We start from the raw sequence: 24,858 nt of genomic DNA, 5'->3' as shown, positions 1-24,858 counted from the left end.
TAGGTGGCCTATGTGACCCCGGCGGTGACCAGGGCGTACGAGCGGCCTTCCTGCGCGTACTGCTGCGTGATCGGCAGCACCGCGAAGACCACCCCCGCCAGGGTGCCGGCCCGGGGGCCCGACAGGCGGGCGCCGATCGCACCGACCCCGGCCGCGGCCAGGGCCGTGCCGAGCACGGACGGCAGCCGCAGGGCGGTCGGGCCGCCGTCCCACACCGCGAACACGGCGTGCATGAGGAGGTAGTACAGGCCGTGCACGGCGTCGATCTCGCCCAGCAGCCCCCAGAGTTCGCCGAGCGGCCGGTGCGCGACCTGGTAGGTGACGGACTCGTCGCGCCACATGCTGTTCCGCCGGTCGATCCCCCACAGGCCCAGGGCGAGCGCCGTGAGTGCCGGGACGGCCACAGGAACCGCGCCCCGGCGGGGCGCGGCGGGCCGGCCCGGACGGGACACGGCGGTGCGCGGGCGGCGCGGGCGGGTGACGGTGCCCGTGGCGTGCGGATGCTGGGTGATGGCTTCCTCCACGGGCGCGGGGGTGCGTGATCCGAATCGTCAGACGCACTCCGTCGCCGCGGGGATGCCTGGGTCGCTCAACTCCCTACCCGTGGACGGGATCCAGGGCCTGTTTCCGGTCGGGTCGGGCCGCCGCGCCGACCGGCGGTCTCGGCCCGGACAGCAGGTACGTCATCCCGAACCCCGCCGCCACGACGACTGCTCCGCCCACCGCGTCCAGCACCCAGTGGTTCCCCGTCGCGACGATCGCCGACACCGTGAACAGGGGGTGCAGCAGTCCGAGGGCCTTCACCCACCACCGGCGGGCCAGGACGGCGATCACCACGCCGCACCACAGGGACCAGCCGAAGTGCAGGGACGGCATCGCCGCGTACTGGTTGGTGAGGTGGGTGAGCGTGCCGTAGTCCGGCTGGGAGAAGTCCTGGACGCCGTGGACGGTGTCGATGAAGCCCAGCGTCGGCATCAGGCGCGGCGGGGCCAGCGGGTAGAGCCAGAAGCCCACCAGGGCGAGCAGGGTGGCGAGGCCGAGGGCGGAGCGCGCCCAGCGGTACTGCGCGGGGCGGCGCCAGTAGAGCAGGGCCAGCACGGTCAGCGGGACGAGGAAGTGGAAGGAGGTGTAGTAGAAGTCGAAGAACTCCCGCAGCCGGTCCATGCCGGCGACGGTGTGGTTGACCCAGCGCTCGACGTCGATGTGCAGGGCGCGTTCGAGGTCGTACACCTGCATCCCGTGCTCCTCGGCCTCGGCCCGCCCCGCCGAGTTGCTGCCGCCGGTCGCGGCGAGCCTGACCTCGGAGTACCCGGCATAGGTGACGCGGATGAGGAGCAGTTCGAGCAGCAGGTTCGGCCGGGTGAGGACCCGGCGCAGGACCGGTACGAGCGGCACGTGCCGGAAGCGGGTGGGGACGGCGGGCGCGTACTCGGCCGGTTCCGGCGCGCGGTAGTACGGCGAGGTCCGGGACAGGAACGGCAGGGCGACGGCGGCGGCGAGGGCGGCCAGCAGCACGGCGTTGGTGCGCAGCGGGTCCAGGGACGTCATGTCCGGGAACAGCGCCTTGACCGGCAGGGTCATGACCAGCACGACGGTGACGGGCCAGACGTACCGGTCGGAGCTGCGTGTGCCGACCCGGCCGACGGCCGCGAGCAGCACCCACAGCAGCTGGTGCTGCCAGGCCGTGGGCGAGACGGCGATCGCGGCGCAGCCGGTGACGGCGACCGCGAGGAGCAGCTGGCCGTCGCGGAAGTAGCGCACGGCCCGGCGCAGCGCGAGGACGGCGACGGCCGCGCCGAGGGCCAGGAACAGGGCGATCTCCAGCGGGCCGCTGAGGCCGAGGCGCAGCAGGGCGCCGTGCAGGGACTGGTTGGCGAGGTCGTCGGCCGGGCCGCCGAGACCCGCGCCCGCCAGGTGGTGGACCCAGTAGCGGTAGGAGTCGGCGGGCATGACCGCCCAGGCCAGGCCGGTGCAGGCGGTGAAGGCGGCCCCGGCGGACAGGGCCGCGTTCCTGCGGCCGGTGAGCCACAGCAGCGGCGTGAACAGCAGCAGGGTCGGCTGGAGTGCGGCGGCGAGACCGATGAGCAGGCCGCTGGTGCGCTGGCCGTGCGCGGCGAAGCAGCCCAGCAGGACGAGCAGGACCGGGATGATGCTGGTCTGGCCGAGCCACAGGGCGTTGCGCACGGGCAGGGAGACCATCAGCAGGCTGATGGCGACGGGGGTCGCCAGCAGGGCGGTGCGGCGGCCGACCGGCTGGGGCAGGGCCCGGGCGGCGAGCACTCCCAGGGCCACGACCAGCAGCAGCGTGCCGAAGGTCCAGCCCCAGCCGAGCGCCTGCTCGGCAGAGCGGGTGAGGGGCTTCAGGACGAGGCCGTTGAAGGGTGTGCCGGTGAAGCGGGTCGAGTCGTACAGCGAGCCGTTGACGTGGAGCACGCCGTTCGGTCCGACCCAGGTCTCCAGGTCGATGAGGCGCTCGCCGCGCGGGGTGGCGAGGACGGCGGCCACCTGCCGCGCGGCGAGGAGGGCGACGACCAGCCAGAGTCCGAGGCGGGCCGCTCTCAGGCGCGGGTGGTCCCGGCCGACGGCTGTCGCTCCGATGGATTCCGCCGGTCGCCCGTCGCGATTCGCCTGAGACATGCCCTTGCGGCCTCCCGCCCCAGTTCATCCCACATGCCCTGGATGTGGGAATCCTCCGCGAACCCTATGAGGGCCCGCCTCACCACGGGATGGAAGACGCGGGTTACCCCCGATTCACCTGACGTCCGTCCTCCTTTTGTCCGGATGACGATAGTCCGCGCCCGTTTCGGACGCCTCCCGCGAACGCGAGAAGGATCACAGGGAGATCGCGTGGGAACCGGAGGCGGGCGGGCAGAAGCCCCTGGGCAGCCACGGTTTACGTGCACTGTGCAACGAAAGGCGTACCGCCCGTAGGCGGTCTAAAGCCGCCTATCGTCGCTTTTCGGCCCGTACGACAGCGCCGCCGCGCGGGACCGTGCCCCTGTCCCCGTCGAAAGGTAGGCGAGCGAGCCTTGTCGACTGCCTCAGTCGTCACCTCCCCGTCCGTGGTGAAGCCCCGCGGTGCGAAGGCCACCGACCCCACCGTCACCGACCCCGCACTGGTCAGGCGCGCCGTGAAGGCGGCCGCGCTGGGCAACGCCATGGAATGGTTCGACTTCGGTGTCTACAGCTACATCGCGGTCACGCTCGGCAAGGTCTTCTTCCCCTCGGGCAACCCAACCGCCCAGCTGCTCTCCACGTTCGGCGCCTTCGCCGCGGCGTTCCTGGTCCGCCCCCTGGGCGGCATGGTGTTCGGCCCGCTCGGGGACCGCGTCGGCCGCCAGAAGGTCCTCGCCCTCACCATGATCATGATGGCCGCGGGCACCTTCGCGATCGGCCTGATCCCGTCGTACGCGACGATCGGTGTCGGCGCGCCGGTCCTGCTGCTCGTGGCCCGGCTGGTGCAGGGCTTCTCCACCGGCGGCGAGTACGCCGGTGCCTCGACGTTCATCGCCGAGTACGCCCCCGACAAGCGGCGCGGCTTCCTCGGCAGCTGGCTGGAGTTCGGCACGCTCGCCGGCTACATCGGCGGCGCCGGCCTGGTCACGCTGATGACCGCCCTGCTCTCCGCCGACGACCTGACCTCCTGGGGCTGGCGCATCCCCTTCCTGATCGCGGGCCCGATGGGCATCATCGGCCTCTACCTGCGCATGCGCCTGGAGGAGACCCCGGCGTTCGCCGCCGAGGTCGCGAAGGCCGAGAAGGACCGGCCCAAGGTGCCGCTGCGCGAGATGGTCACCGGCCAGTGGCGCGCGCTGCTGCTCTGCGTCGGCCTGGTCCTGGTCTTCAACGTCACCGACTACATGCTGCTGTCGTACATGCCCAGCTACCTGACCAGCGAGCTGCACTACGACAAGACCCACGGTCTGCTCGTCGTGCTCGGCGTGATGGCCGTCATGATGGTCGCCCAGCCGTTCGTCGGCGCGCTGACCGACCGCGTCGGCCGCCGCCCGGTGATCGCCACCGGCTGCGCGGGCTTCCTGCTGCTGTCCGTGCCCGCCCTGCTGCTGATCCGCGACGGCAGCCTGCTCGCGGTCGCGCTCGGCATGGGCGCCCTGGGCCTGCTGCTGGTGTGCTTCACGGCGGCCATGCCCGCGGCCCTGCCCGCGCTGTTCCCGACCCGGGTCCGCTACGGCTCGCTGTCCATCGGCTTCAACGTCTCGGTGTCCCTGTTCGGCGGCACGACCCCGCTGGTGGTCACGGCCCTGATCGGCGCGACCGGGAACATGATGATGCCCGCGTACTACATGATGGCCGCGGCCGTGATCGGCGGTTTCGCCGTGTGGCGCATGGCGGAGTCGGCCGGCCGCCCGCTGCCCGGCTCGGCCCCCTCGGTGGCGGCACCTCAGCGGTGAGCCCCGGGGGCGGCCGGCGGGCCCGCCCCCACCCGCAGCGCCCCCACCCGCAGCGCCCTCACTCACGGCGCCCTCACCCTGAGGCCCTGCACCCCGTCCGTTCCCGCTCCGGCCCCTCCCCCGCCCCGGCCCCTCTCCGCCCGCCGGGCGGAACCCCCGCGCGGCCGTGCTCGTTCGCCTGCTGGTGAAGCAATCGGGCCGGGTACGGAAGGGCAGTCGTATGAGCGAGTCGCACGTCTGGGACGAGGTCGACGCCTACTTCAGCGAGCGTCTCGCCCCGGACGACGAGGTCCTGGCAGCCGCGCTGCGCGACAGTGACGCCGCCGGGCTGCCCCGCATCGCCGTCTCCGCCAACCAGGGCAAGCTCCTGCAGCTCCTCGCCCAGATCCAGGGCGCCCGGCACGTCCTGGAGATCGGCACGCTCGGCGGCTACAGCACCATCTGGCTGGGTCGCGCCCTGCCCGCCGACGGGCGGCTGGTCTCCCTGGAGTACGACCCGCGGCACGCGGAGGTCGCCGCCGGCAACCTCGCCCGCGCCGGGCTGGCCGAGCGGGTCGAAGTGCGGGTCGGCCCGGCCCTGGAGTCGCTGTCCGCGCTGGCCGCGGAGAACCCGCCCCCGTTCGACCTGGTCTTCATCGACGCCGACAAGGTCAACAACCCGCACTACGTCCGGTGGGCGGTCGAGCTGGCCGGCCCGGGCTCCCTGATCGTCCTGGACAACGTGGTCCGCGGCGGCCGGGTGACCGACGCGGACAGCACGGCCCCCGACGTGGTCGGCACCCGAGCGGCCGTCGAACTGATCGCCAGCCACCCGAGGTTGACCGGCACGGCGATCCAGACGGTCGGCACGAAGGGCTACGACGGGTTCGCCCTGGCACGCGTCCTGCCGTGAACCGGCCCGGCAGGGCCCCCGGGTCTCCCGCCGCGGGCGTCACACCTCGTGGTAGAAGCCCACGTTGACGCTGCGCGGGGCGGTGCGGTCCTGGACGACGATCTCGCCGCTGCCGCCCCGGGGCAGCGGGACCGTACCGCCGTAGGCGAGCGGCTGGACGTAGTCGCCGACCGTCAGCCGGACCTCTGAGGACGGGTCCGGCTGGGAGCCGCGCAGCCACGTCACCTGCCAGGTGCCGTCGGGCCCGCACAGGAACTCGAGGTGGACGCGGGAGACGAACAGCCAGTCGTCCGGCGTGCCCAGCCGGCACACGGACTTGTCGCGGCCCACCCGCAGCACCGCACCCGGCTCGCTGGGCGCCTCGGCCATGAACATGCCGGCCGTGGCACCCTCCTCCGCCGCGGAGACGGCGGCCATGGTGAGTTCGAGCACGTGCGCTCCTCCTGGGACGTCCGAAACGGGCCTGTAAGCCCGCCGCATGATAGAACGCCCGGCTGCGCGGTGTCCGGCACAATGGGTTCATGACCGAGCGAAAGCCACCCGGCGTCGGCTTCGAGTCCTGGGTCGACCGGCAGATCCGTGACGCGGAGGCGCGCGGGGAGTTCGAGCGGTTGCCGGGCGCCGGCCGGCCCCTGCCGCCGGACGTGGAGAACACCTACGACGAACTGTGGTGGGTCAAGCGGAAGATGGCCCGTGAGGGCCTGGCGGTCCTGCCGCCCGCGCTGGCCCTGCGCAAGGAGGCCGAGGACGCGCTGGAGGCCGCGCTGGCGGCCCCCTCCGAGCGGATCGTCCGGAAGATCATCGGCGAGGTCAACGACAAGATCCGCGACATGATGTTCAAGCCGCCGCCCGGACCCCCGCTGGGAAAGAAGCCGTACGACGTCGAGGACGTCGTACGGCAGTGGCGGGAGCGCCGGGCGCACCACTGACCCGGCCGGCCGGCCGGGTCAGTGGTGCGGTGCGGCAGCGCGGCAGCGGTCCGGTCAGACGTGCAGCAGCCGTTCCGCGAGTTCCCGGTAGTCCTTCAGGGCCAGGCGGAGCTGTTCGGTGTCGGCGGCCGACGCGGACGTGTCCCGGCCGCTCTCGGCGGTCTGCCAGGACCGGCGCAGGGACCGACGGCGTTCGGTGACGGCCTCGGTGAAGCGGGCCGCGATCTCCTCCAGCACCTGGTCGGCCTCCTCGACGGAGGCGCGCGGCCCGTCGACGAACCCGGCGACCGCGTGCCGCAGCCGCTCGCCGAGCTTGTCGGAGGCGTCGTGCGGGAAGAGGTGCGCGTCATCGTCGGCGTGGCCGTGTCCGGTGGTGCCGGTCTTCGTGGTGGCGTGGTCCGCGCCGGTGCCGTGCGCGCCGGTGCCCTGGATGCCGGCGGAGTGCGTGCCGGTGTCCTGGGCGGCGGCCCGGGGCGTCCGCGTGCCGTGCGCGTCGCTGCCCTGGGCGGCGACGCGTACGGCGTCGGTGGCGCGGTCCGCGTCGGCGAGACGGGGGTCACCGGCGTGCGCGTCGGTGCCGTGGGCCGCGCCGCTGCCGGTGTGCCCCGCTGTGGCGTGTCCGGCGGCCGGAACGGTCCCGCCGCGGGTGTCCGGGGTGTCCGGCGTGTGGTCGCCGGACCGTCGGGTCGTGTCGGTCATCGGGCTCAGCTCTCCTTCGCCTGGCGTCGGTCGAGCGCCCACGGCATGCCGCCGCGGGCGGAAGCCTTGCGGCCGCCGTCCGGCGCGGCGCGGTCCCGCCCGTCGTGGCGCGCGGCCTCGTGCCGTCCGTCCGTGCGGCCGCCCTCGTGGCGGTCCGGCCGCACCAGTTCCTCGAACAGGGCACGGGCGGCCACCATGGCCTCGCGCATGTCCTCGGTGCCCTGGCCGCCGTCCCGGGCGTCCTCCGCGCGCAGGTGTGCGGCGCGGTGCACCCGCCGGTAGCCGTCCACGTGGTGGGCGTGGTGCACGGACAGCGCGGCGAGCTGCTCCTCGTACTGCCCACCGTCCGGGAAGCCCCGCACGCCGGCGAGTTCGGCGATCAGCCGGTCCGCCTCGGCGACGGCCTCGCGCGGCGAGTCGACGAACCGCTCCTGGGCGGCGGTCCAGCGCGCCTGGTACTCCTCCCGCTGCGCCGGCTCCAGCGGCCGCTCGCGCAGGTCGCCGTGGCGCTCCAGACGCTCGGTCAGCTCGCGCTCGGCAGCCTCGGTGTCACCGTCGTGCCGGGCGACGACCCGCTCGTACTCGGGTCCGAAGCGGCGCTTGAGGTTCGGGCCGCGCCGGGTCCCTCGGGCACGCAGGGTCAGGGCGGCCGCGATGATGACGACGACCGCCGCGATCACGATCAAAGCAATGATCAGGCCAGTGGACATGGATGCCTTCCGGGTTCGGGCCCAACCGGCTCTCCTCGCGGGCCGGTTCGCGGTTCGGGTTGCCCGGAAGTACGGCCGTAAACGGTCTGCGCACGGGGCGAGGGCCCGTGCGTGCCGAGGGATTATCCGGTTGCGGGACCCGTGGGACGGCTGCGGAGAATGCGCCTCATGACCTGGACCGTGAGCCCGGAACCGTACGACTCCCCCGTCGCCGCCGCGCTGTGGCGGGCGTACTACACCGAGGTCAGCGACCGCTGGTATCTGCTGTACGAGGGGCGGCGCACCGACCCGGCCGAGCTGGAGCGGGAGATCGCCGCGCAGCCGGGTGCCGATCTCGCGCCGCCGCGCGGGGAGTTGCTCGTCGCCCGGTACGGCGGTGAGCCGGCCGGCACGGCGGGGGTGCGGCTGCTGGACGGCGCGACCGCGGAGCTGAAGCGGGTGTTCGTGCATCCCTCGATGCGCGGCAGGGGCGGCGCCGCGCTCCTGGTGGGCGCCGCCGAGGACACCGCACGCGCGCTCGGCGCCACGCGGATGATCCTGGACACGCGCAGCGACCTCGACGAGGCCCGTGCCCTGTACGGCCGGCTCGGTTACACGGAGACGGAGCGGTACAACGACGACCCGTACGCCGAGCACTGGTTCACCAAACGACTCGACTGACGGGCCCGGACGGGCAATCGGGACCGGCTGCTCGGACCGCTGCTCGAACCGGCTGCTCGAACCGGTTGTTCAGATCGGTTGTTCGGACCGCCGTACCTCGCGGGGCCGGTCGCTGCGCGATCCGCACAGTTCACCGTTCAGCTCCCGGACGAGCGCGACCAGGTCGGTGGGCCGGTCGGGGCCCCACCAGTCGCCGAGCAGCTCGGCGAGGGACTCCTCGCGGGCTTCGGCCAGCCTCTCGGCGAACACGCGGCCCTGGTCGGTCAGGAACAGGTCGAGGCCCTCGCGCACGGCCAGCCGCCGCTCCTCCACCTGCCGCACGGCCTCCATGACCACGGGCAGCGGCACGGACATGTCCTCGGCCAGGACCGCGGGCTCCACCGAGCCGTACCTGCGGATGCGCAGCAGCAGCCAGCTCGACGCGGGCAGCAGGTCGTAGCCCGCCCGCTCGGTGATCCGGCGGTAGATCTCCCGCCGGCCCGCGCGGGTGCCCAGCACCGACAGCGCGCGGCACACCTCGTCGTACGAGGACCGCTCGACGGGGTTGCTGGCCAGGGTCTCGGAGATGTCCGGCGCGGTGACCGAGCCGCGCAACCGGTCCTCCTTGAGGAACCAGGCCAGCACGAACCCGAGGAGTGCGACGGGTGCGGCGTACAGGAAGACGTCCGTGATGGCGACGGCGTAGGCGTGCAGGGCCGCCGGGCGCAGACCCGGCGGCAGGGCGGCGATGCCCCGCGGGTCGGCCTCCAGCGAGCCCGCGGAGACGCCGGCCGGCAGCCGGGTGCCGCGGAAGGCGTCGGCGAGCAGGTCGCCGAGCCGTCCCGCGAAGACCGTGCCGAAGACGGCGACGCCGAACGAGGCGCCGATGGAGCGGAAGAAGGTCGCCCCGGAGGTGGCGACGCCCAGGTCCTCGTACGGGACGGCGTTCTGCACGATGAGCACCAGCACCTGCATGACGAGGCCGAGGCCGAGACCGAAGACGAAGAAGAAGCCGCTCAGCTCGGCCGTGGAGCTGCCCTCGTCGAGCTGGTGGAGCAGGAGCAGGCCCAGCGCGGTGATGCCGGTGCCGGCGATCGGGAACACCTTCCAGCGACCGGTCCGGCTGACGATCTGTCCCGACGTCGTGGAGGCCAGCAGCAGTCCCGCCACCATGGGCAGCATGTGCACACCGGACAGGGTGGGGCTGATGCCGTGCACGACCTGGAGGAACGTCGGCAGGTACGTCATCGCGCCGAACATCGCGAAGCCGACGACGAAACTGATCACGGCGGAGAGCGTGAAGGTCCGCACCCGGAACAGCTTGAGCGGCAGCACCGGTTCGGCGGCCCGTCGCTCCACGGCCACGAACGCGCAGGCCAGGACGGCACCGAGGACGGCGAGGCCGATGATCTGCGGGGAACCCCAGCCCCAGGTCGTCCCGCCGAGCGAGGCCACCAGCACCAGGCAGGTGGCGACGGCGGCGATGAGGAAGGTGCCGAGGTAGTCGATGACGTGCCGCTGCCTGTTGCGCGGGATGTGCAGGACCGCGGCGATCACGGCGAGCGCGACGACGCCCACGGGCAGGTTGATGTAGAACACCCAGCGCCAGCTGGCGTGCTGGGTCAGCACGCCGCCGAGCAGCGGCCCGAGCACGCTGGTCGCGCCGAAGACGGCCCCGAACAGGCCCTGGTAGCGGCCGCGTTCGCGCGGCGGCACGAGGTCCCCGACGATCGCCATGGACAGCACGATCAGACCGCCGCCGCCCAGCCCCTGCAGGGCCCGGAAGGCGATGAGCTGGCCCATGTCCTGTGCGGCCCCGCACAGCGCGGATCCGATCAGGAAGATGACGATCGCCGTCTGGAACAGCCGCTTGCGGCCGTACTGGTCGCCGAGTTTGCCCCACAGGGGCGTCGCGGCGGTCGCCGCCAGCAGATACGCCGTGACCACCCACGACAGGTGGTCCAGACCACCGAGTTCGCTGACGATGGTCGGCAGCGCGGTCGACACGATCGTCTGGTCGAGCGCGGCGAGCAGCATGCCGAGCAGCAGCGCGCCGATGGACACCAGCACGTTGCCGGGCACCTGCTCCCCGTCGGCCGTGCCCGCACCTGAGGGCCTGACGGCGTTCACGTCCCCGGCCATGCGACCTCCCACGGACTCTGTGACATCTTCATCGTGACCGCTCTGGGCCGTTATGGCCCGCCGGGTCCCGTTGGAAGCGAGGATTCCGGGGGCTCGCCCGCCGCGCTATGGAGAACATCTGGATAATCTCTGAAGTTCGCGAGGGGAGGGAGGAACGCGTGGAATCGCCGGCAGGCCACCCGTGCCCGGAGTGCGGGGTACCCAGACGGCAGGACAGCACGCCTTCCTGCTCCTGCACGGACCGCGTGGCGGAGGCCCTCCGCGACACCCGCACGGCCGAGGCGGCAGCGGCGGAGGACTTCGACCCGCTGCGCATCCGTCCGTACGTCGAGATCGACGGCGCGCGGCCCACCGGGCCCGGGCCCGGCTCCCGCGAGGAAGCGGAAACGCTTCGCCACGGCGACGGGGCCGGCATGCCTTCGACGGCCCCGGGATCCGGGCAGGACCGCCGCGCCACCCCGGACGGACCGTCCGCGTCCGGCGGGGAAGCCGGAAAGGCACACGGCGACGCCACCCCCGGCACGCCGCGGCCCGCGTCCCCGGCGGGCGACGACCTCCCCCTCTCCCCCGCCGCAGCACGCAAACGGCGCCAGGACGCCCCCCGCCCGGCGGCACAGCCGGCCACGCCTCCCGCGACCGGCATCACCCCGCCCCCCGCGAACACCGCGGGCGACGACCTCCCCCTCTCCCCCGCCGCAGCACGCGAACGACGCCAGGACGCCCCCCGCCCGGCGGCACAGCCTTCCGATACCGGATCTCCGCACACGCACACCGCCCGTCCTCCCGGTGGCGAGTCCCCGCGCTCTCCGCACACCACGGCCGCGGCAGGCGGCACGCCGTCGCCCTCCCCCGTCGACACCACCCTGCCCCTGAGCCCGGTCGCGCCGGCCGCCGTTCCGCCGGGCCCGTCGGCCGACCCGGACGCCACCACCGTGCTGCCCACCGCACCGGCCTCGGCCCACGCCCGGCCGAGCGGACCGGCGGACACCGACACCACCACCGTGCTGCCCGCCGCCCCGGCCGCTTCGGCGGTTCCCGCGCCGCTCGCGCCCGCCGGGACCGAACCGAGCGTGGCCGATCTGCGGCTGTTCGACGGGGCGGGCGCCCCCGACCCCGGCGCGCCGGAACCGGAGGGAACCGGTCCGCGCCGGCCCGGACGGCGGCGCCGGGCCGTGATGGTGGCCGCCGCCGCGGCCGGTGTCGCCCTCATCGCGGTGGCCGGGTACGCGAGCGGCCTGTTCTCCTACGAGAGCCCGAGCCGGAACACCGCCCTGCCGGACGGCCTCCGGGCCAGCGTGCCGGACGTCCCGGCGAGCAGTGTGGACTCCACCCCGTCCGAGGGTGCCTCCACACCCGCCTCCTCCGCCCCGGCCGCGCCCTCGCCGTCCCGCACGGGCAGCCCGCCGGCCTCCCCCTCGCCATCCGCGTCGAGCGCCTCGCCGGGTCCGTCGCAGTCGGCCAGCCCGTCGGCGCCCCGGACGTCCGCGTCGGCGAGCGCCACCGGGCAGGCCCAGCCGGAGAACGACCGCCAGGGCGGCGCCACCGTCCTGCGTCTCGGTGACCGCGGCCCCGAGGTCAGCGAACTCCAGCTCCGCCTCCGGCAGGTGTACCTCTACGGCGACAACGCGGACGGCTTCTTCAGCAGCCGGCTGGAGGACGCCGTGCGCACCTACCAGTGGTCGCGCGGCGTCCAGACCCAGAACCTCGGGGTCTACGACGAGGCGACCAGGGCCAAACTGGAGTCGGAAACCCGCGAGCCCTGAGCGGCCCGGCCGCCTACTGTGACGCCGTGACCACTCAAGTGATCGTGCTCAACGGCGGTTCCAGCTCGGGCAAGTCGGGGATCGTGCGCTGCCTCCAGGCGGTCCTGCCCGACCCCTGGGCGGCGTTCGGCATCGACTCGTTCGTCGAGGCGCTGCCCGCCGGCCTGCAGGGCTCGCAGGAGGGCATCACCTTCGGCGCGGACGGCGCGGTGAGCGTGGGCGCCGGGTTCCGGGAACTGGAGGCGGCGTGGAGGCAAGGCATCGCCGCGATGGCCCGCGCCGGGGCGAGGATCGTCGTCGACGACGTGTTCCTCGGCGGCAAGGCCTCCCAGGAGCGCTGGCGCAGCGCGCTGGCCGGGCTGGACGTGCTGTGGGTCGGTGTCCGCTGCGACGGCGAGGTCGCCGCCGGACGGGAGATCGCCCGGGGGGACAGGACCGGCGGCATGGCCACGACGCAGGCGCAGCTCGTGCACCGGGGCGTGACGTACGACCTGGAGGTGGACACGACCCGGACCGAGTCCCTGGAGTGCGCCCGTCTCATCGCCGCCCACGTCGGCTGACCCCCCGGGGCATCCGACTCCGGCATCCGACTCCCCCGGCCGACGGGTCACCCGGCGTCGACGGCCACTCGTCATCGGCGACCCGGTCGGTGCCGGCGGGACGCCCGGGACAGCGGCTCACCCGGCGCGGCGTCCGCCCGCCCCGGCTCACCCGGCGCGACGGCTCACCCGGGAGCCGTGGCTCACCGGGACCGGGAAGTCGCCCGAACCGGAAGTCAGCCGATGTGGAGCCGGATCGTCCCGTCCGCCGCGCGCTCGACCCGGACCCGGGTCAGGTCCTCCACGACCACGTCCGGATCGTGGAAGCCGGCCCGGGGTCCGATGCCGACGACCTTCATGCCCGCGGCGCGCCCCGCGGCGATACCGGCTCCGGAGTCCTCGAAGACCACGCAGTCGGCGGGGGCGACGCCGAGCTCGGCGGCGCCCTTGAGGAAGCCCTCCGGGTCGGGCTTGCTGGCACCGACGGACTCCGCGGTCACCCGGACCTCCGGCAGCGCGAGTCCGGCCGCGGCCATGCGCGCGGTCGACAGCGGCACATCGGCGGAGGTCACCAGCGCGTGCGGCAGGCCGGCCAGCGAGGCCAGGAACTCCGGCGCCCCGGGGATCGCCACGACGCCCTCGGTGTCGGCCGTCTCCTCCTGGAGCATCCGGGCGTTGTCGGCGTGGTTCTGCTCCATCGGCCGGCCGGGCAGCAGCAGCGCCATGGAGGCGTAGCCCTGCCGCCCGTGGACGACCTTCATGACCTCGTCGCCGTCCAGCCCGTGGCGCTCGGCCCAGCGCCGCCACACACGCTCCACGGAGGCGTCCGAGTTGACGAGGGTGCCGTCCATGTCCAGCAGGAGGGCGCGGGCGGTGAGCACGGCGGTGGCCGTCATCGGCAGCTCCAAGGCTCGGGGCGCGTTCCAGCGCGGGCGAGGGGCGGGCGGTACGTCGCGTCCGGCGCGCCCCCGGGAGGGACAAGGCGGCCCCGCCCGCCGGTCAGGGAAAACGGGCGGAGGCCACTTTGTTTCTCCACGGTACAAAACAAACGCGCCATCGCGCCAGACGCCCCCGCCGGACGTTCACCCGGTGTTCGCCTCACCCGGTCACGGCCTCCCACAGGCTCCACACGCCGAGCGCCAGCATCACCAGGGCGGCGATCTGCGTGATCAGGCGCAGCGGCACCTTCTTCATCAGGGCCTTTCCGCCCACGATGCCGAGCCCCGCCACGGCCCACAGCGCGAGCACCGCGCCCAGGCCGACAGAGAGCGGGTCGTCGTAGCGGGCGGCCAGGTTGGCCGTCATGATCTGGGTCAGATCGCCGAACTCGGCGACGAGTATGAGCATGAACCCGGCGCCCGAGACCTTCCAGAACGACTGGTCCTCCGGCTTCCGGATCTCTTCCTCGTCCTCGCCCTTCTTCAGCAGCAGCACCGCGGCACCGCCCAGGAACAGCACGCCCGTCAGGGCCTGCACGAGCTGCTGCGGCAGCAGCGTCAGCACGCTGCCGGCCGCGACGGCGAGCGCGACGTGCAGCGCGAAGGCGGCGGCCACACCGGCGAAGACGTAGGAGGCGCGGTAGCGGGTGCCGAGGACGAGGCCGGCCAGGGCGGTCTTGTCCGGCAGTTCGGCGAGGAAGACGACGCCGAAGACGACGGCCGTCACGGTCAGGCTGATCAAGGGTTCCTCAATCGGTCGGGGCTGCCCCACCGAGAGTGCTGCTGCTCACACGACACCTCGGCACGGCAGCGCACTCGGCGCCCGCACCGGGGGGGCACGGGCGTGCACTGCTTGCCGAAGGTCTCGCTGGCGGATCCCATCCGGGACCTGCCTCCGGGCGCCGGCTCAGGCGGGCTGAGCAGTGTGTCGACGGTCCGGCGAAGAGCTACTCCCCTTCTGCGCCGTCCATGGTACGCGACGGTCCGGGCCTGAAAAGTTTCACCGCGAACCTTGTCATGTCATGGACCCGTCACTACCTTCTCACCGGGCGCACACCTGTGCGCAACACGGCTGCGCGAGCATTCCCTCGCTCGTCCGCCAACACCCCCTTCCCTCCAGGGAGTTCGCATGCCCAGGTTCTACGCGCGTCGACCGTTCGGCCTCGCCGCCGCCGCCACCGCGCTCATATCGGCCGCCACCCTCTTCAACGCCCCCACGGCCTCCGCCGCCCTCCCCACCCCCGTGAGCGGCGCCACCGCCCGTTCCTACCTCGCCACGCTCACCGTGGCGGCCGAGAACCGCACCGGGTACAACCGCGACCTCTTCCCGCACTGGATCACCCAGTCCGGCACCTGCAACACCCGCGAGGTCGTCCTCAAGCGCGACGGCACCAACGTCCAGCAGGACTCCTCCTGCGCCGCCACCAGCGGGAGCTGGTACTCCCCGTACGACGGCGCCACCTGGACGGCCGCCTCCGACCTCGACATCGACCACCTGGTGCCGCTGGCCGAGGCGTGGGACTCGGGCGCCGGCTCCTGGACGACCTCCCGCCGCCAGTCCTTCGCCAACGACCTGACCCGCCCGCAGCTCATCGCGGTCACCGACAACGTCAACCAGGCCAAGGGCGACCAGGACCCCGCCACCTGGATGCCCTCCCGGAGCGACTACCGCTGCACCTACGTCCGCGCCTGGGTCCAGGTGAAGTACTACTACGGCCTCTCGGTCGACCCGGCCGAGAAGTCGGCCCTGCAGAACCACCTCGCGAGCTGCTGACACGCGCGGAAATCGTGTCGGAACCTCCCCGCCCCTCTCCGTCGTTCCGTACCGTACGGGGCGACGGAGAGGGGAACGCCATGGCCGACCTGCGCCTCGGACCACTGCTGAGGTACACCGACGGCGCGTCCGCGACCGTCTGGATGGAGACGGACGGCCCGTGCGCCGCCGAGGTCCGCTGCGCGGACGGCGCGGGCGGGAGTGCCGGCAGCTTCCTGATCGCGGGCCACCACTACGCCCTGGTCCCGGTGACCGGCCTCACCGCCGGCACGACGACGTCGTACGAGGTGCTCCTCGACGGCGTCCGGGTGTGGCCGCTGCCCGGCTCGCCCTTCCCGCCCTCGGTGATCCACGCGCCGGGTTCGGAAGGCGCCCTCCAGGTCGCCTTCGGTTCGTGCCGCTGGGCCGCCCCGCCCGCCGGCGGGGACGATCCGGCCGGCCCCGACGCCCTGGACGCGCTCGCCACCCGTCTCGCCGCCGACCCCGACGGCGAGCGGCCCCACGTCCTGCTGCTGCTCGGCGACCAGGTGTACGCCGACGAGACCTCCGACGCCACGCAGCGCTGGCTCGCCGGGCGCCGCGACCTGAAGGAGCCCCCGGGCAGCGGGGTCGCGAACTACGAGGAGTACACGCACCTCTACTACGAGTCCTGGCTCGACCCGAGGATCCGCTGGCTGCTGTCCACGGTGCCGAGCTTCATGATCTTCGACGATCACGACGTCATCGACGACTGGAACACCTCCGCCGCCTGGCTCGCCGACATGCGCGCCACCGGCTGGTGGCAGGAGCGGCTGCTGAGCGGCCTGATGTCGTACTGGGTCCACCAGCACCTGGGCAACCTCTCCCCCGAGGAACTGGCGGCCGACCCCGTCTACGCGGCGGTGTGCTCGGCCCCGGACGGCACCGGGGCGCTGCGCGACTTCGCCGCCCGGGCCGACGCCGACGCCGCCTCGGTCCGCTGGAGCTACCGGCGCGACTTCGGCCGCGTCCGCCTGGTGATGGTCGACAGCCGGGCCGCCCGCGTGCTGGAGGAGCAGGACCGGGCGATGCTCGACCCGGGCGAGGAGGCCTGGCTGCGCGAGCAGATCACGGACCGGGGTGAGGGATACGACCACCTCCTGCTCGGCACCTCCCTGCCCTGGCTGCTGCCGCACCTCGTGCACGACGCCGAGGGGTGGAACGCGGCGCTGTGCCGGGGCGAGCGCGGCGAGCGCTGGGCACGCCTCGGGGAGAAGCTGCGGCGGGCCGCGGACCTGGAGCACTGGTCGGCGTTCCCGGAGTCCTTCGCCGGGCTCGCGGACCTGATCGCCGAGGCGGGCTCGGGACCCGGGGCGCCGGCGACCGTCTGCGTGCTGTCCGGGGACGTCCACCACGCCTACATCGCGGAGCCGTCCTGGACCGGCCGCGACCCGGACGCCCGGGTGGTGCAGCTGGTCTGCTCGCCCGTGCACAACTCGGTCCCGCTGTCGATGCGGCTGGCCTTCCGCATCGGCTGGAGCCGCGCGGCCCGGGGCTTCGGCCGCCTCCTCGCCCGGCACGGCCGGCTCGCGCGGCTGCCGGTCGGCTGGCGCAAGACGGACGGCCCGTGGTTCGGCAACCAGCTCATGACCCTGACCCTGCGCGGCCGTTCGGCCCGGCTGCGGCTGGAGCACGCGAAGGCCCGGCAGGGGTCGGGACCGGGCCTGACGACCTTGCTGGACTCCGAACTGAGCCGGTGACCGCGCCGGTGCGCCCGGGCCGGGTGTGGATTCGGTCACTCCGCTGACCACGGTCGCGGGGGCGGAAGTGGCTCCACGTGCTGCTGGGACACCGGCCGCGCGCCTCGCCGCACCCGAACCGCGTCCCAAGCCTTGGCCAAATGTTGAACTTGCAAGCATCAGTTAGGTCCACCTAACGTGATGGCTCATCGGTTCGTCCCCGACCGGCCTGCCCCGGGCCGGCCAACCGAAGGAGCCCCCCACATGACCGCACGCCTCGACGGCGCCCAGCCGTACGCACTCGGACTGTTCCGGATCGTCATGGGCCTGTTGTTCGCCTGCCACGGGGCCGTCGCGCTCTTCGGCGCCCTCGGCGGAGCGGACGGCAAGGGCGGTACGGTCGCGGCCGGCGCCTGGCCCAACTGGTACGCCGCCGTCATCGAACTGGTCGGCGGCACCCTGGTGCTGCTCGGCCTCGGCACCCGCGTCGCGGCCTTCGTCTCCTCCGGCGCCATGGCGTACGCCTACTTCAAGGTCCACCAGCCGCAGGCCCTGTGGCCGATCGAGAACAGTGGCGAGGGCGCGGCCATGTACTGCTGGGCCATGTTCCTGCTGATCTTCACGGGCTCCGGCGCGTTCGGCGTGGACCGCCTGCTGTCCCGCCGCACCTCCGCGCAGCGGCCGGCCCCGGAGCAGACGCCCGTGGCCGCCTGAGCGGCCCGGACCCGGCCCGTTCGCCCGGCGCCTCCCCGGCCGGCGGGGAGGCGCCGTCGCGTCTCCCGGCCCGAGGGGGTGCCGTGGCGTTCGTGGCCGGGGAGGGCAGAGCCGGGCGAGACGGCACGAGGTGAACAGTCGGTACCGAACGGACGAGCCCCCCGTGAACCGCCCGTCACACCCCGCGCGTACGCTGTATGGCTGTCATGGCCACTCCTGCCGCTCCCCCCGCGTCGCCGCGGCACGGTCTGGCCCACGGGGGACCACGGGGAGTTGCGGTGCTGGAGCAGGTCGGGTCACTGGTCGGCAGTCCATGGATCTATGCGGTGGTGGCCCTGTCGGTGCTCCTCGACGTGTTCCTGCCGGTGCTGCCCAGCGGCGTCCTGGTCATCACGGCCGCCACGGCCGCGGCCGCCGGCACGGCGACCGACGTGCCCGACATCCTCGCCCTGACCCTGTGCGCGGCCACCGCCTCCGTCCTCGGCGACCTGGTCGCCTACCGCCTCGCCTGGCGCGGCGGCCCCCGGCTGGACCGGGCGATCTCCCGCTCCCGGCGGCTGACCCTCGCGCAGGAACGCCTCGGCGCGGCCCTCGCGCGCGGCGGCGGCGCCCTCGTCGTCCTCGCCCGCTTCGCCCCCGCCGGGCGCTCGGTCGTCTCCCTCGGCGCGGGCGCCGCCCGCCGCCGGGCCCGCGACTTCCTCCCGTGGTCGGCGCTGGCCGGGCTGACCTGGGCCGTCTACAGCGTGGCCCTCGGCTACTTCGGGGCGCAGCTGCTGGGCGCGACCTGGGTGGCGGCGGGGGTGTCCGTGGGGGCGCTGTTCGCGGCCGGGGCCGGGGCCGCGTACCTGATGCGGCGCGAGCCGCGCACCTCGTAGACCCGGCCGACGCGCCACCACGACCACGGACACGATCGGGAAGCGGCTGAGACAGTTGACCACTCCGGCATCGCCCCAGGCGTCACGCACACGACGGATCGCGCACGCCGCGCGACGCCACCCACGGGCGGTGCTGTGGGGCACGGCGGCCGTGATCACCCTCGGTTTCCTCGTCGCGCTCCAGCTCGTCGCGCGGCACCTCGGGATACCCGGGCCGATCACCACGCAGGCCCGCGAGGTCGTGTACGCCCCGAAGTCGGGCTTCCTGCTCTACGCCAGCATGGCCCTGACGATGGTGGTGCTGACCTGGCGGCAGCGCCTGACCGCCCTGGGTGCGGCCGTCGGCATCGACCTGGTCTTCCTGGCGGTGCGCTGGGCGACCGGCGCCGACCCGGGCGAGGGCCACCCCTTCGGCAACGGCGCGCTGTGGGTGATGCTGGGCCTGGCCGTCATCGCCGTCACGCGCCGCACCGGTGCGGAACGGCTCCTGCTGCTCAAGGGCGTGGGTCTCGGTCTGCTGCTGGTGACCGGCCGCAAGACCGGGGACACCTGGCTGCTGATCACCTCGCAGACCCGGCCCGTCACCCTCGACCCGTACATCGCCATGGCCGACCACGCGCTGGGCAACCCCTCGTGGCTGGCGGGCCGGCTGCTGGAGGCGAGCGGCCCGGTCGGCCGGCACGCCCTCGACTACGTCTACGCCCAGCTCGCCGTGGCCGCGGTCGTGGTGGCGCTGTACCAGCTGCGCCACGTGGCAGCCGAGCGGCGCTTCCCGCGCCACCACCTGGTGCGGACGTTCCTGGTGATCGGCCTGGTCGGACCGGCCGTCTACATGATCTACCCGGTGGTCGGGCCGATCTTCGCCTACGGCCCCGACGGCGGGCAGTGGGCGGTGGCGAACCTGTGGCCCGACACGCTGCCGCCGGTCACCACGCCGTTCAAGCTGCCGTTCGACGAGATCACCCCGCGCAACTGCATGCCGAGCCTGCACACCGCGTGGGCCGTCACGATCTTCATCCACTCCCGGCAGGGGCCGCGCCGGCTGCGGGTGGCCGGTGCGTTCTGGCTGATCGCCACGCTGGCTGCGACCCTCGGGTTCGGCTGGCACTACGGCGTGGACCTGGTCGCGGGCGTGGTGTTCGCGTACACGATCGAGGCGGCCCTGCGCTCGTTCGACCGCGGCTGGGACCGGGCCGGGGTCCGGCTCGTCGGCTACGGCACGACGGTGTTCGCGCTGCTGCTCGCGTCCTACCGCTTCCTGCCGCTGGAGATGGCCCGCTACCCGTGGCTGGCCGGCCCGCTGCTGCTGCTGGCGATGGCGTCGGTGGTGCGCGGCTACTACCGGACCGTGCGGCTGTGGGACACGGACACCCTCGCGGCCCCGCGCCCCCAGCCGCAGCCGGAGCTGGTCTGACCCCGGGGCGGCGGGGGCCTAGCCGGCCCGGCGGGCCGTGGCCCCCCGTACCTCCAGGCCGTCGAGCAGTTCGGCCGTGGCCTGGGTGACGGCCTCGACCGCGCGGTCGAACACCTCCTGGTTGTGGGCGGCGGGGGCGCGGAAGCCCGAGACCTTCCGCACGTACTGCAACGCTGCTGCGCGCATGTCCGCCTCCGTGGCCTCTTCGGGCAGGGCGGGCGGACGAAGCGTCTTGATACTCCGGCACATGCCCCCCAGTCTCGCCCTTCCGGCCCCCCGAGGACAGCTTCGGCTGCCATGATCCTCCCGAGGCGGCCACCACGTACGGGGCCGACCGACGAGAGGAACCCTCCATGGCGAACCGACTCACCGTGGCCGTCCTGGGCCCCGGCGGCGTGGGCGGACTGCTCGCCGCCCTGCTCTCCCGCGCCGGTCACCGTGTGATCTGCCTGTCCGGCGAGCGGACGGCCGGGGTCCTGCGCGGCGACGGCATCCGGGTCCGCAGCGCCCGCTTCGGCGACTTCACGGCCCGGGTCGAGGCGGACACGGCCCTGCGCGAACCGGTCGACGCGTGCCTGGTCACGGTCAAGCACACCGCCCTCGACGCGGCCCTGGCCCGCGTCCCCGCGCCCGTCCTGTCCGACGGGCTGCTCGTGCCCTTCTTCAACGGCGTCGAACACCCGGCGGCCCTGCGCGCCCGCCACCGGGCCGACCGGGTCGCCCCGGCCGTCATCCGCGTCGAGTCCACCCGTCTCGCGCCCGGCGTCGTCGAACACGGCAGCCCGTTCGCGGACATCGACCTGACCGGGGCGCAGGTGCCCCGCTCCCGCCTGGACGCGCTCGCCGCGGCCCTCGGCGCCGCCGGCCCCGCCACACGGGTCCTGGAGGACGAGACGGCGGCCCTGTGGGCGAAGATGTCGTTCCTGGCGCCCTTCGCGCTGCTGACCACCCGGTACGGCCTGCCCCTGGGCGAGATCCGCGACCGTCACCGCGCCGAACTGACGGCCCTCGTCGCGGAGACGGCCGCGATCAGCCGCGCCTGCGGCGGGCCTGCGGACCCGGCGCAGGCCCTCGCCCGCTACGACGCCTTCCCCGCCGGGACCAAGTCGTCGATGCAGCGTGACGCGGAGGCGGGCCGGCCGCTCGAACTGGACGCCGTCGGCGGGGCGTTGCTGCGTGCGGCCGAACGGCACGGGGTGGCGGCTCCGGTCGCCGCGCGGGTGGTGCGGGAGCTGAGCCTGGCACACCCGTTCGCATGAACCACGGGAACGAACTCGCCCACCCAATTCGAACAGGCGTATCATTGCGCCGTGGCTACGACCTATGACTTTCCGAGTGACCTCCTCGCCGGTCAGGAGGAACTCCATCAGGTCCGGGCCGAGTTGTCGGCCCTGCTCAAGCGGCTGCCCTGGTCGGTCGAACCGCTGGACGGCTTCAGCGACGACAACGGCTGGCGCAAGGTGGAGCGGCCCGCCTCCCCCGGCTGGAGCGCCGACGAACAGGCCGAGGTGGAGAAGCTGCGCCGCCGGGAGCACGAACTCGCGGTGTTCGTCAGCACCCACCGCTACTGGTCCGAGCTGACCGGACCGGACCGGGTGGCGGCCCGGTCCCGGCTCAAGCACGCGCACGAGGCCCCGCCGGCGGAGAGCGGCGGAGCCCCGTGACGCGCCGGGGTCAGCGCCCGCCGTCCGCCAGGAGCCGCTTCATCTCGGCGATCTCCGCCTTCTGGGCGGTGGCGATGGCCTCGGCCATGTCCTTCGCGGGGCCGTAGCGACCCGCGGCCCGCTCGGTCCGGGCCATCGCGACGGCACCCTCGTGGTGCTTCACCATCATCGTCAGGAACGCCACGTCGAACGCCCTGCCCGTGATCTTCCCGAGCCCGGCCATCTCGCCGTCGCTCATCATCCCGGGCATGCCGGCATGGCCCGGGCCGGAGTGGTGCCCACCGCCGGCCCCCGCGTCGGGGACTTCCTCGCCCCAGGACTTCAGCCAGCCGGTCATGGTCCGGATCTCGGGGTCCTGTGCCTTCTCGATCCGCCGGGCGAGGTCCTCGACCGCGCCGGAGGAGGCCCGGCCCTCGGCGAGCTTCGCCATCTCCAGGGCCTGCCGGTGGTGTGGGATCATGCCCTGGGCGAAGGCGACGTCCTGGGCGTTGCGGGCCGCCGCGGTGTGCCGGCCGGGGGTGTCGGCCCCGGCCCCGGTGGCGCCGCCGTCGGCGCCGTCGCCGCACGCGGCGAGGACGAGGGCGGCGGCGGCCGTCGCCGCCCCGAGGGCGCCGCGGCGCGTGACGGTACGGATGCGGTTCATGGGTGAACTCCTGCTTCTGGGAGGAACGGATTCGCGGACACGGCGACACACGCCACTGATCCTTCTCGGCGTGGTGCGCGGGGTGTCTTTAGATCCGCAGGAGCTGGAGTTCGGCCAGGGAGGGCGGACCACGCGCCCCGTCCGGCTTCCCGGCGGCCCGGGCCGGCAGGGCGCTGCCGTCCGGCGCGGCCGGGGCGGGCAGGGGGACGAGCGCCGGGAGCACCGGCCCGCCGCCCAGGGCGCCCGACGCGCAGGTCGCGTCGGCGTGCCGGACGTCCCCACCGCCGCAGTGCCCGTCGGCCGCGGCCTGCCCGGCCACCGCCCCGGAAGGACCCGTACGGACCGCGTCGTGTGTCGCGTGCGCGGCCGGCGCACGGTGCGGCAGGGCTCCGCCGGGCGCCAGCCCGTGCATCCCCAGCAGCCCCGCCAGCAGCCCCAGCACGGCCAGCACCCGCCAGGACGGCGGCGCGGGGCGCGGGGCGGACGGACGGGGGCTGTTCACGCCGCACATCGTAGAGATCCGCACGGACGGGTACGACGGCACCCCCGGCGAACCCGTGTGCGTCCGGCGGGACATGGGTGCGAGTCGCCGACCCCATCGGGTGAACTCATCCAACCCTCTACAACCACCCGTGAGCCGCGGGACGTCGTACCCCCGCACGACACGATTGATCCCGAGGGGTACCCATGAGCCAGCAGCACCCGCAGCAGCCCACCCAGCCCTGTCCGCCGCAGCAGCCCGGGTTCGGCGCCCCCGTGCCGCCGCCACCGAAGAAGCGCGGCATCGGCAAGATCGCGGGGCTCGGCTGCGCGGGCGTCCTCACCCTCTTCCTCGTCGCCGCCGTCGCCACGGGCGGGGGCGGGGACGACAGCGGCGACAGCTCGAACAAGGACAAGGCCGTCACCGCCGACAGCGAGCCGAAGAAGGCCGGACCGGCCACGGGCAGGAGCCAGGCCGAGCAGTTCCGCGACTGCGTCGCCGAGAGCGGCACGGAGACGGAGAAGGCCGCCGTCGAGCACGTCACCAAGGTGACCGGCGCGGACGAGCGCAACGACGTCCTCGACGCGGCGGAGGTCTACACCGACTTCAGCGGCGGCCTGACCGGCCCGCACCAGGGCGAGGGCAAGCTCGTCGCCTCCGCGTTCACGTCCTGCTACGAGTCCGACAACGGCCTGGTCACCGTGTACGACGAGAACGGCGAGATCCTGGCCAACGCCAACTACTGACGTCCCCACCGGCGTGCGGGACAGGCCCCCGGGGGAACCCCGGGGGCCTGTCGCATCGCGGTGGGCGCGGACGGTTTCGAACCGCCGACATCCTGCTTGTAAGGCAGGCGCTCTACCCCTGAGCTACGCACCCGGCTCCCGGGTCACGCCCAGGACGAGTGGACAGCCTACCCTGCCCGGGGCGCGGTCCCGCAAACCCCTGTCCGGGCCGTGCCGGGGGTTAACCCCACCGCCGATCCGGGAGCGGCCCGGATCCTCCCGGCGGCCCCGGTTCCCTACGGTCGTGACAGCGCCCGAGAGCGCCCGTCGTTCCGTCCAGGGGGAGACCGCCATGGCCCGCACCGCACGCACCGCCCGCACGACCCGCACCGTCACCGTCCGCGCGGCCGCCCTGACCGGTGCCGTCGCGGTCCTCGTCGCCGGGCTCAGCGCCTGCGGGGCCTCCGCCGGCGACGACAAGGATCCCGACCACAAGGCCTTCGACCTCCGGGGCCGCACGCTCACCGTCGACTCGGACGACTCGGCGCTGGAGATCGTCGCCGCCGAGGAGCACCCCGCCGGCCGGATCGGGGTCACCCGCTGGTTCCAGGGCTCGGTCGTGGTCGGCAAGGACCCCGAGGTGACCTGGTCCATGCGCGACGACCGGCTCGTCCTGCGGCTGGAGTGCTCCGGCGTCGTCGCCGACTGCTCGGCCAGGCACCGCATCGAGGTGCCCCGCGGCATCACCGTGAAGGTCGAGGACGGCGACGGCAGCGTCCGCGCCCGGGGCTTCCGCGACCGGCTGGACATCCGCACCGGTGACGGCTCCGTCCGCGTCACCGACACCACCGGGCCCACCGAGCTGCGCACCGGGGACGGCTCGATCCGCGTCTCGGGCGTGAGCGGCCCGCTGCGGATGCGCACCGGAGACGGCTCCATCCGGGCCGAGGTCTCCTCGCGGGACGTGCGCACGCACACCGGTGACGGCTCCGTCCGGCTCGAACTCGGCGTCGTGCCCGACCGGGTGGAGAGCCGCAGCGGCGACGGCTCGGTCACCGTCTCGGTGCCCCGGGCGGCCTACCGGGTCACCACCCGGACCGGCGACGGGGGCGTCGACGTGTCGGTCCCGCGCGACGAGGACAGCAGGCACGTGGTCTCCGCCGAGACCGGTGACGGCAGAATCACCGTCCGAACGGCGAACTGACCGG

General features: G+C 73.9%; 26 protein-coding genes and 1 tRNA gene. 15 read left to right on the top strand and 12 right to left on the bottom strand.

Annotation, left to right across the window (positions count from 1 at the left end; all coding sequences use genetic code 11):
• Positions 1-8 precede the first annotated feature (8 nt).
• Together Q5694_RS05195 and Q5694_RS05190 are read right to left on the bottom strand one after the other, a co-directional pair.
• Positions 9-524 (bottom strand): hypothetical protein, encoded by a 516-nt coding sequence (locus Q5694_RS05195; protein WP_333930820.1) that lies wholly within the window; start codon positions 522-524, stop codon positions 9-11.
• Between the two features lie 73 nt (positions 525-597).
• A complete protein-coding gene (locus Q5694_RS05190; protein WP_333930819.1) occupies positions 598-2,637 on the bottom strand; it encodes a bifunctional glycosyltransferase 87/phosphatase PAP2 family protein in 2,040 nt (679 codons plus the stop codon).
• A gap of 392 nt (positions 2,638-3,029) precedes the next feature.
• Between Q5694_RS05190 and proP the strand changes: the two genes are divergently transcribed.
• Both proP and Q5694_RS05180 read left to right on the top strand, forming a co-directional pair.
• Positions 3,030-4,412, top strand: coding sequence for a glycine betaine/L-proline transporter ProP (proP, locus tag Q5694_RS05185; RefSeq protein ID WP_443040817.1), 1,383 nt, complete (start codon positions 3,030-3,032; stop codon positions 4,410-4,412).
• 220 nt (positions 4,413-4,632) lie between these two features.
• Positions 4,633-5,304 (top strand): O-methyltransferase, encoded by a 672-nt coding sequence (locus tag Q5694_RS05180; RefSeq protein ID WP_333930818.1) that lies wholly within the window; start codon positions 4,633-4,635, stop codon positions 5,302-5,304.
• Positions 5,305-5,343: 39 nt separating this feature from the next.
• Here Q5694_RS05180 and Q5694_RS05175 read toward each other — a convergent pair whose 3' ends face one another.
• Positions 5,344-5,736, bottom strand: coding sequence for a hypothetical protein (locus Q5694_RS05175; protein WP_333930817.1), 393 nt, complete (start codon positions 5,734-5,736; stop codon positions 5,344-5,346).
• An 89-nt stretch (positions 5,737-5,825) separates the two neighbouring features.
• Between Q5694_RS05175 and Q5694_RS05170 the strand changes: the two genes are divergently transcribed.
• Entirely contained in the window at positions 5,826-6,233 is a 408-nt protein-coding gene (locus tag Q5694_RS05170; RefSeq protein WP_333930816.1) for a J-domain-containing protein, read from the top strand.
• A 54-nt stretch (positions 6,234-6,287) separates the two neighbouring features.
• Here Q5694_RS05170 and Q5694_RS05165 read toward each other — a convergent pair whose 3' ends face one another.
• Both Q5694_RS05165 and Q5694_RS05160 read right to left on the bottom strand, forming a co-directional pair.
• Positions 6,288-6,932, bottom strand: a complete 645-nt coding sequence (locus Q5694_RS05165; protein WP_333930815.1) for a hypothetical protein — start codon at positions 6,930-6,932, stop codon at positions 6,288-6,290.
• A 5-nt stretch (positions 6,933-6,937) separates the two neighbouring features.
• Positions 6,938-7,642, bottom strand: a complete 705-nt coding sequence (locus Q5694_RS05160; RefSeq protein WP_333930814.1) for a hypothetical protein — start codon at positions 7,640-7,642, stop codon at positions 6,938-6,940.
• 168 nt (positions 7,643-7,810) lie between these two features.
• Here Q5694_RS05160 and Q5694_RS05155 point away from each other — a divergent pair, with 168 nt between their 5' ends.
• Positions 7,811-8,302, top strand: a complete 492-nt coding sequence (locus tag Q5694_RS05155) for a GNAT family N-acetyltransferase (RefSeq protein WP_333930813.1) — start codon at positions 7,811-7,813, stop codon at positions 8,300-8,302.
• A gap of 69 nt (positions 8,303-8,371) precedes the next feature.
• Here Q5694_RS05155 and Q5694_RS05150 read toward each other — a convergent pair whose 3' ends face one another.
• Positions 8,372-10,423 carry an MDR family MFS transporter gene (locus Q5694_RS05150; RefSeq protein WP_333930812.1) on the bottom strand — a complete coding sequence of 684 codons (2,052 nt, stop codon included), beginning with the start codon at positions 10,421-10,423 and terminating at the stop codon, positions 8,372-8,374.
• A gap of 245 nt (positions 10,424-10,668) precedes the next feature.
• Here Q5694_RS05150 and Q5694_RS05145 point away from each other — a divergent pair, with 245 nt between their 5' ends.
• Positions 10,669-12,186 (top strand): peptidoglycan-binding domain-containing protein, encoded by a 1,518-nt coding sequence (locus Q5694_RS05145; RefSeq protein ID WP_333930811.1) that lies wholly within the window; start codon positions 10,669-10,671, stop codon positions 12,184-12,186.
• Positions 12,187-12,212: 26 nt separating this feature from the next.
• Positions 12,213-12,746 carry a chloramphenicol phosphotransferase CPT gene (cpt, locus tag Q5694_RS05140; protein ID WP_333930810.1) on the top strand — a complete coding sequence of 178 codons (534 nt, stop codon included), beginning with the start codon at positions 12,213-12,215 and terminating at the stop codon, positions 12,744-12,746.
• A 215-nt stretch (positions 12,747-12,961) separates the two neighbouring features.
• Here cpt and Q5694_RS05135 read toward each other — a convergent pair whose 3' ends face one another.
• Both Q5694_RS05135 and Q5694_RS05130 read right to left on the bottom strand, forming a co-directional pair.
• Entirely contained in the window at positions 12,962-13,621 is a 660-nt protein-coding gene (locus Q5694_RS05135) for an HAD-IA family hydrolase (protein WP_333930809.1), read from the bottom strand.
• Between the two features lie 202 nt (positions 13,622-13,823).
• Positions 13,824-14,405, bottom strand: coding sequence for a TMEM165/GDT1 family protein (locus Q5694_RS05130; protein ID WP_333930808.1), 582 nt, complete (start codon positions 14,403-14,405; stop codon positions 13,824-13,826).
• Between the two features lie 387 nt (positions 14,406-14,792).
• On the opposite strand from Q5694_RS05130, the gene Q5694_RS05125 reads away from it, so the two are divergent.
• The 5 genes from Q5694_RS05125 to Q5694_RS05105 all read left to right on the top strand — a co-directional run bounded on the left by Q5694_RS05125 (position 14,793) and on the right by Q5694_RS05105 (position 20,137).
• Positions 14,793-15,437, top strand: coding sequence for an HNH endonuclease family protein (locus Q5694_RS05125; RefSeq protein ID WP_333930807.1), 645 nt, complete (start codon positions 14,793-14,795; stop codon positions 15,435-15,437).
• Positions 15,438-15,517: 80 nt separating this feature from the next.
• Positions 15,518-17,155 carry an alkaline phosphatase D family protein gene (locus Q5694_RS05120; protein WP_333930806.1) on the top strand — a complete coding sequence of 546 codons (1,638 nt, stop codon included), beginning with the start codon at positions 15,518-15,520 and terminating at the stop codon, positions 17,153-17,155.
• 243 nt (positions 17,156-17,398) lie between these two features.
• Complete coding sequence (locus Q5694_RS05115) at positions 17,399-17,848, top strand: DoxX family protein (protein ID WP_333930805.1); 450 nt, start codon at positions 17,399-17,401, stop codon at positions 17,846-17,848.
• Positions 17,849-18,126: 278 nt separating this feature from the next.
• Positions 18,127-18,723 carry a DedA family protein gene (locus Q5694_RS05110; RefSeq protein WP_333930804.1) on the top strand — a complete coding sequence of 199 codons (597 nt, stop codon included), beginning with the start codon at positions 18,127-18,129 and terminating at the stop codon, positions 18,721-18,723.
• Between the two features lie 130 nt (positions 18,724-18,853).
• Positions 18,854-20,137, top strand: coding sequence for a phosphatase PAP2 family protein (locus tag Q5694_RS05105; RefSeq protein ID WP_333930803.1), 1,284 nt, complete (start codon positions 18,854-18,856; stop codon positions 20,135-20,137).
• 18 nt (positions 20,138-20,155) lie between these two features.
• Here the strand turns inward: Q5694_RS05105 and Q5694_RS05100 are convergent, their stop codons facing one another.
• Complete coding sequence (locus tag Q5694_RS05100) at positions 20,156-20,386, bottom strand: DUF2277 domain-containing protein (protein WP_333930802.1); 231 nt, start codon at positions 20,384-20,386, stop codon at positions 20,156-20,158.
• A gap of 104 nt (positions 20,387-20,490) precedes the next feature.
• Here Q5694_RS05100 and Q5694_RS05095 point away from each other — a divergent pair, with 104 nt between their 5' ends.
• Together Q5694_RS05095 and Q5694_RS05090 are read left to right on the top strand one after the other, a co-directional pair.
• On the top strand, positions 20,491-21,396 hold the full coding sequence (locus Q5694_RS05095) for a ketopantoate reductase family protein (protein ID WP_333930801.1): 906 nt from the start codon (positions 20,491-20,493) through the stop codon (positions 21,394-21,396).
• Between the two features lie 51 nt (positions 21,397-21,447).
• Positions 21,448-21,801 (top strand): hypothetical protein, encoded by a 354-nt coding sequence (locus Q5694_RS05090; RefSeq protein ID WP_333930800.1) that lies wholly within the window; start codon positions 21,448-21,450, stop codon positions 21,799-21,801.
• Between the two features lie 10 nt (positions 21,802-21,811).
• Here Q5694_RS05090 and Q5694_RS05085 read toward each other — a convergent pair whose 3' ends face one another.
• On the bottom strand, positions 21,812-22,444 hold the full coding sequence (locus Q5694_RS05085) for a DUF305 domain-containing protein (RefSeq protein ID WP_333930799.1): 633 nt from the start codon (positions 22,442-22,444) through the stop codon (positions 21,812-21,814).
• Positions 22,445-22,532: 88 nt separating this feature from the next.
• A complete protein-coding gene (locus Q5694_RS05080; protein ID WP_333930798.1) occupies positions 22,533-22,955 on the bottom strand; it encodes a DUF6153 family protein in 423 nt (140 codons plus the stop codon).
• Positions 22,956-23,131: 176 nt separating this feature from the next.
• On the opposite strand from Q5694_RS05080, the gene Q5694_RS05075 reads away from it, so the two are divergent.
• Positions 23,132-23,671: a hypothetical protein gene (locus Q5694_RS05075; RefSeq protein ID WP_333930797.1), complete on the top strand. Its 540-nt coding sequence runs from the start codon at positions 23,132-23,134 to the stop codon at positions 23,669-23,671.
• A gap of 61 nt (positions 23,672-23,732) precedes the next feature.
• Here Q5694_RS05075 and Q5694_RS05070 read toward each other — a convergent pair.
• Positions 23,733-23,804, bottom strand: a tRNA-Val gene (locus Q5694_RS05070).
• Positions 23,805-24,002: 198 nt separating this feature from the next.
• On the opposite strand from Q5694_RS05070, the gene Q5694_RS05065 reads away from it, so the two are divergent.
• Positions 24,003-24,854, top strand: a complete 852-nt coding sequence (locus Q5694_RS05065) for a DUF4097 family beta strand repeat-containing protein (RefSeq protein WP_333930795.1) — start codon at positions 24,003-24,005, stop codon at positions 24,852-24,854.
• Positions 24,855-24,858 lie beyond the last annotated feature (4 nt).

Source organism: Streptomyces sp. AHA2 (assembly GCF_036857595.1).
Lineage (GTDB): Bacteria > Actinomycetota > Actinomycetes > Streptomycetales > Streptomycetaceae > Streptomyces.
The sequence above is the reverse complement of the archived record's forward strand: the minus strand, read 5'-3'. Positions and strand labels throughout refer to the sequence as shown.